Genomic DNA, 5434 nt, shown 5'->3' with positions numbered 1-5434 from the left:
CGGATTTATTATGAGGCGTTTATGAGGTAGTCGCTTGTATATGAGGGAGGTGGTGGCGGATTGGTTAAATAATGAGGCAACAACATATAATTATATGGGGCGTTTAGAGGTGCTGGCGTAACAAATTTAGTATTAGAGGTGGTAATTTAAGATTATTAGGGCTGAGGGTTTAGGCTGTCTTAGCTAGAATAATGAGTAGAGTAGCCACATTATAAGAGAACTTATGAAGCTTTAAAGGTGGCGTAGCTAAATCATATGATACTTGGCGTGATTATATATAAGAGCCACACACTTTTTTGCTTGCGGGTAAGCTCATATGAGGACACGGCTATTATACGATATTTTACATTATAAACGGCGAGTTAAAAAGTGGCGGTATAGCAAAGCTTGGCAGTTACTAAGTAAGCAAAATTATGTGAGCAGTCGCATTATGACGCTGGGGGGGGGGACTTAGCACTCACAAAACTAGCAGAAGTAAAGCTTAAGGCTAAGATTTGTTTCATTAGCCAACAAAAAATTCAAAGCCATATTAAAATTAAATCAGCTAAATTTTAAGTAATTCACAAAGTATCTAAGCTTTAAATTTTAAAGAAAATTATCAAAATTCTTTATTTATTTAAGTTAATTTTAAATATTAGAATGATATAATCATACTATATAAAAAGTAAGCTGTTAAGCTCTTTAAAGCTTCCTTGACGACTTGAAATTGTCGAAGTTTCACTAAATGGTTTTCGCTAAGTTAGTAAATTTAGCTTAACGAAACCAGCTTCATTATTGATTTTAAAAGCGTTCATCGCATTAAGTATGGCTACTCTTTCGGTTGTGAGAAAGGGGGTTAAAGATGAGTAAGATAGTCGAGTTTGTAATCTTAATTTTTAAGTTAATAAACGAGATAATCAAACTCATTGATTATCTCTTAAACAGCTAAAGTATTATAATTTATCCGTGCTTAGTCTAAGCTTAATGCGATTTTTACCAGCCGAAAGAGGCACGGCTTTCGGTAAATTTTCAATCAAACAAGGAGCTAGTTATGAAAATTTTATTTAATTGCACCTTAGCAAGAAAAAAAATGTATGATTTAAACCTAACCCAACAAAATCTAATCGATTTTCTCAATCAAAACGGCGTTAAAACCTCTTTGCATAGTCTTAAATGCTGGTTTAGAAGCAACGAAAAAATCCGCTCTATGCCTGACATCTCAAGACTAGTGCTTATTGCAAGGCTTTTAAACTTAGACCTTAACGACTTAATTTTGATTATAGAAAATTAAGCTTAAACACATATTTTTTGTCCCTTTTTTTAAAAAACTTAATCAATACAATGCTATTTTTAAATCACTCTTTTAAAAGATTAGTTTAAAAAAGTGATTTTTAAGCCCTATCTAAATTTAGCGATTAGACAATGCTAAAAGCAGGGTGGGAGTTAATTTTACCAAACATTACTAAGCCCTCCCATAATTAAATCCAAATCTTAGTTTTTATTTCCGTGTAAAAAAGCTTTTTATAGTGCATTCTAAGTGGACTGATCATAGGAGCAGTTACAAAAACATCTTCATCATTATAAAAAACACCTTCTTTAAAGCCGTATAATACAGGTATTTTTACAAAATCTCTTCGCTCATGCACAACTCTATCATAAAATACTCTTTTGCTTTGTATCTGTCCTAGTTGTGCTAAATTTTTCCAAGCATATTCACTTACTTGTTTATTGGTTTGTATAAGGAGCATAGGAAAAATTATATTGACCATAAGAAATTTTTTTATTATATCTGTTCTATTAAGGCGTAAATCAAGACAAGCGGTAATGTCATATTCTAGCTTAAATTTACGACCCTTAAGCCCCCCCCCCCCTTAAAATAGGGCTTAGTTCCTTAGTTTCAATCTTTTGTTTAAAACTTGTATAATAATAATCCACAAAACTAGCCTCAAAAAAACTGCCAAAACTTTGACTTACACCGACAGCATTTTTGCCATCTTCATAACTAGGGTAAAGTAACAACATTTAAAACCTCCTTTTAAAAATTTATTTCTTTGTAAAGTTTTCTTAAGCTTTTTTAGCTTATAATGACTTCAATCTTACCGCGCGAAGCGGTAGCAACAGATACTCCACTTATTCGCCGCTTGACAGCGAAGATCGCCTTATCGTAGTGGATTGTAAGGCGTGAGTAGCGGTAAGATTATCTCATATATATCTTATAATCAAGTCTTTATCATTTAGTAAGCTTTCTAGCCTTGTTTTACTTTTTAATCTTGCATTAAGCCAAATATAAGTAAAATTATCAAAGAAAGATAGAAAGGCGGATTGGCGACACCGCCCACGACCTGCAGGGTGTTTTTGACATAGTCAAATTTACATGGCAGAATTGGAGGTTCGGCTCTCCCTATCTTTTAGTTTTTTGATTTTATATTGCGTATTTGTCATTAAATGAACGCTTCTTATTCTATGCTTACCGCCTTTAAATTCTAAATCTAAAGCAAAAACACCCTTACCACCTTTTAACTCACTAACGATAAGTTTATAATTTTCTTTTCTAGCGTTTAAATAATCACTTGGATTTTGTGCTATATACTCGGTTAATTCTTTAGCTTGTAAAGGGTTTGCGAAATATTCAGGGTGTTTTTGTGCTAACTTAATATAATCAGCCCAAACATCGCCTTTCAAATTTAAATCTTTTCTTATTTTATCGCTTACTAAAACTTTATTTTCTCTAAATTCTTTTTCTAATGTTGGTGTTACTTCAAATCTAGGCTTTAAAGGCTTATTTTTATTTACATCAGCTATAAATTTATTAAAATTTTTCACATAATATTTTTCTTTAGCCTTTTGATAAGCTTTGCTAAGTGCCAAACTTCCCCCAGCTCCAGCTAAAAAGCCCCTTACAAAAGCTTCAGGGTTAAAGCTTAAATTTCCGTTCTCATCTTCTTCAAGCCCATTTAAAGAGCCCCCCAAAAGCCCAGCTCCTAAATGTGCGTTTGAATGCAATGTGTTTTTATCTAAGCTTTCATTTTTCAAAAAATCAGTAATGCTTTTGTGTCCTTGATATATTATTTTATCTTTAGTGTTATCAAATATAAAATTATTTGCATGTTCGAATAAATCAGGTTTATTTTTGAGTAAATTTAATGCTAGCTCTTTAAAATTGGTATTTTTTAAGTTTTCAAAGCCATTATCAAAACGCATTTCTTTATCAAGTATTTTCACAATGTTCTCTAAGCTTTCGCCTTGTTTTTTCAAGCTTCTATAAACATTAGAAATTTGATAAAATGCTTTCATTAAAAGCTCTTTATCTTCTTGTGATTTGCCTTTAAAAAGCTTATTGACCCCAGAAATTAATTCTTTATTTTCTTGCTTTTTATTTAAATTTGTGGTATTATCTTGTAAGTCGTTTGAGTGTAGATTAGCCCCATCACTCTTGGCGGTTACTCCGTTTTGGCTTCTTGGTAGAAAATCTGAGCCTTGCGACTTATCCACTTTATAAGCTGTTATTATCCAATTATTATCGCCTTTTCCTTGAAAACCTTTTGAAAGTCCTAATCTATAAGTTACGCCCTCTTTTTTGTATAAGATAGTTTGAATTGAATTATCTTGTATAAGCTCCCCTTTCTCCACTATCTCACTCAAATCCTTAGCTATATCTTCAAACTCGCCTCCGTGTTTTTGCAATATATGCTTAAGCCCAAAAGCCTCATTTCCCCAAACTAAATCAATATCCCCTAAGCCCTCTTTATAAAAAGCTCCTGCAACTTGTCCTTTAAACTCGCCATTTGGATAAAGTTCTTTAAAAAGGTCGGTTTTTTGAACCTTGTTATAATCTTTGCGATTTTTTAAAAGTTCAAGGGTCTCAGATTCAAATATAAGCCTTTTGATAGCACCCTTTGGGTCGCGGTAGTATTCAGCAAAATTATAACCGAATTCTTTTAAAGGGTGGATATTTAAGTCTTCTTCTATTTTATGTTTTAAAGCATAGGGCAAATATACATATCTTTGTCCCCTTTCTAAAGCTTTTTTGGTGCTTAAAATAATGTTTGTTGCCATAATTAAATCAATATCGCTTTTTAGTTTTAAGCGGTAAAAAGGATGCATTTTGTATTTTTCTATATCGCCAAATCTTTCATCAAGTGCTTTATAATAATCATCTTCTTCTTTTTTTTCATTTATTAACTTTTTCATGGTTTGCGTTCTTGATTTTTCTTGCAAATTATCTTTTTCAGTATTTTTTTTAACAATCAAAGTCTCATTTTTTGCTGTCTTAGTCTTTGGTTCTTGTGAAGTTTTTTGAGCTTTTAGAATTTGACTTTCATCTAAATTTGTAGTATAATCTTGCTTAGAAACCTTTAGAGATAGATTGTTTCCATTCTCTACTTTTGAAATGACTTGGTCGAAATTCTGCATTTGGGGTTTCGTTTTTTCATAACTTGTTAAAATCCATTCATTTTCACCTTGTCCTTTAAAGCCTTTTGAAAGTCCTACACGAAGTTCGTTACCATTTTCTAGTTTTTGTATAATTGTTTTTACTCCAGCATTTTCTACGATTTGCCCACTTTCTACAATCTCAGGTATCTTTTCAAGAAATTCTAAAGCCTTTTGATTTGCTTTGTATTCATCTAAGCCTTGTTTGATAAAATCATCACTTCTACGCTTTAATATATGCTTAAGCCCAAAATCATCATTTCCCCAAACAAGATCGATATCCCCTAAGCCCTCTTTATGAAAAGCTCCTGCAACTTGTCCTTGTTCTTCTTTTAAAAGCTTTTGTATCGCTCTTTTTCCGTCTAAATAAAACTCAGCATAATTCGTGCCAAAGTCTAAATTTGGCTTAATTCTAAAGAATTTTTCTACAAACTCTCTATCCTCTTTTATGTAGTCTTTTAAAAATTCGTGTTGTGTTTTGTTATTTAACCACTCATTAATTTCTTTTTCGTTTATTTTAGCCTTTCTTGCCCTTGCCACCTCGTTTGATACAAAAGAATTAAAAAGCTCTTCTTCGCTTTTGTTTCCAGCTAAAAAAAGAGCTTTTAAGCGTGCTAATGTATATCCTGGAGCATGCCTGTAACCTAGCAATTTTTCATTTATGAAAGAGGGAGTATTTAGTAATTTTTTTATTATTTCTTGAGGTTTAGCATCATATAAACTATAACCAGCCTCTAAAAGCTCTTTAAATTCACTTGATAATTCCTCGCTTTCTTGCAAATTATCCGCTTTTGTGGTAGAATTTGCCTTATCAAAGCGTGGGCTAGTATCCAAGTTTGTCCCTGTCCTTTGCGATAGGCGGTCAAGCGGTTCGCCTTGCGAATTTACTACACGCTTTGCATTTTTAAAAATATTGCTTTCTAAACTTAATTTTCCATTTTCTTTAAAGGCTGTTTTAAATTTAAGCTCGTTATCCTTAGTGCTTATACTTTCAACCACTGCAAAATGTCCGTTAATTTGCTTT

The 5434-nt window shown here is 32.3% G+C and carries 3 protein-coding genes and 1 pseudogene; 1 reads left to right on the top strand and 3 read right to left on the bottom strand.

The features are described from left to right. Positions 1–1030: 1030 nt before the first annotated feature. Positions 1031–1270, top strand: a complete 240-nt coding sequence (locus DMB92_RS09050; RefSeq protein ID WP_142682740.1) for a hypothetical protein — start codon at positions 1031–1033, stop codon at positions 1268–1270. A 187-nt stretch (positions 1271–1457) separates the two neighbouring features. Here the strand turns inward: DMB92_RS09050 and DMB92_RS09045 are convergent, their stop codons facing one another. The 3 genes and pseudogenes from DMB92_RS09045 to DMB92_RS09205 form a co-directional block, all read right to left on the bottom strand. Then, the gene (locus DMB92_RS09045; RefSeq protein ID WP_142682739.1) at positions 1458–1748 is read right to left on the bottom strand and encodes a hypothetical protein; all 291 of its coding nucleotides are present in this window, start codon (positions 1746–1748) and stop codon (positions 1458–1460) included. Positions 1749–1833: 85 nt separating this feature from the next. After that, positions 1834–2001 carry a hypothetical protein gene (locus DMB92_RS09210; RefSeq protein ID WP_185900189.1) on the bottom strand — a complete coding sequence of 56 codons (168 nt, stop codon included), beginning with the start codon at positions 1999–2001 and terminating at the stop codon, positions 1834–1836. Between the two features lie 348 nt (positions 2002–2349). Continuing rightward, positions 2350–5434, bottom strand: a pseudogene (locus DMB92_RS09205) (hypothetical protein); the annotation flags it as partial.

Origin of the sequence: Campylobacter sp. MIT 99-7217 (genome assembly GCF_006864365.1) — a bacterium.
Taxonomy (GTDB): Bacteria; Campylobacterota; Campylobacteria; order Campylobacterales; family Campylobacteraceae; genus Campylobacter_D.
The sequence above is the reverse complement of the archived record's forward strand: the minus strand, read 5'-3'. Positions and strand labels throughout refer to the sequence as shown.

Bases quoted from the DNA above. Each gene is read 5' to 3' on its own strand.
- DMB92_RS09050 (WP_142682740.1), top strand. From the start codon at position 1,031: ATGAAAATTTTATTTAATTGCACCTTAGCAAGAAAAAAAATGTATGAT.
- DMB92_RS09045 (WP_142682739.1), bottom strand. From the start codon at position 1,748: ATGGTCAATATAATTTTTCCTATGCTCCTTATACAAACCAATAAACAA.
- DMB92_RS09210 (WP_185900189.1), bottom strand. From the start codon at position 2,001: ATGTTGTTACTTTACCCTAGTTATGAAGATGGCAAAAATGCTGTCGGT.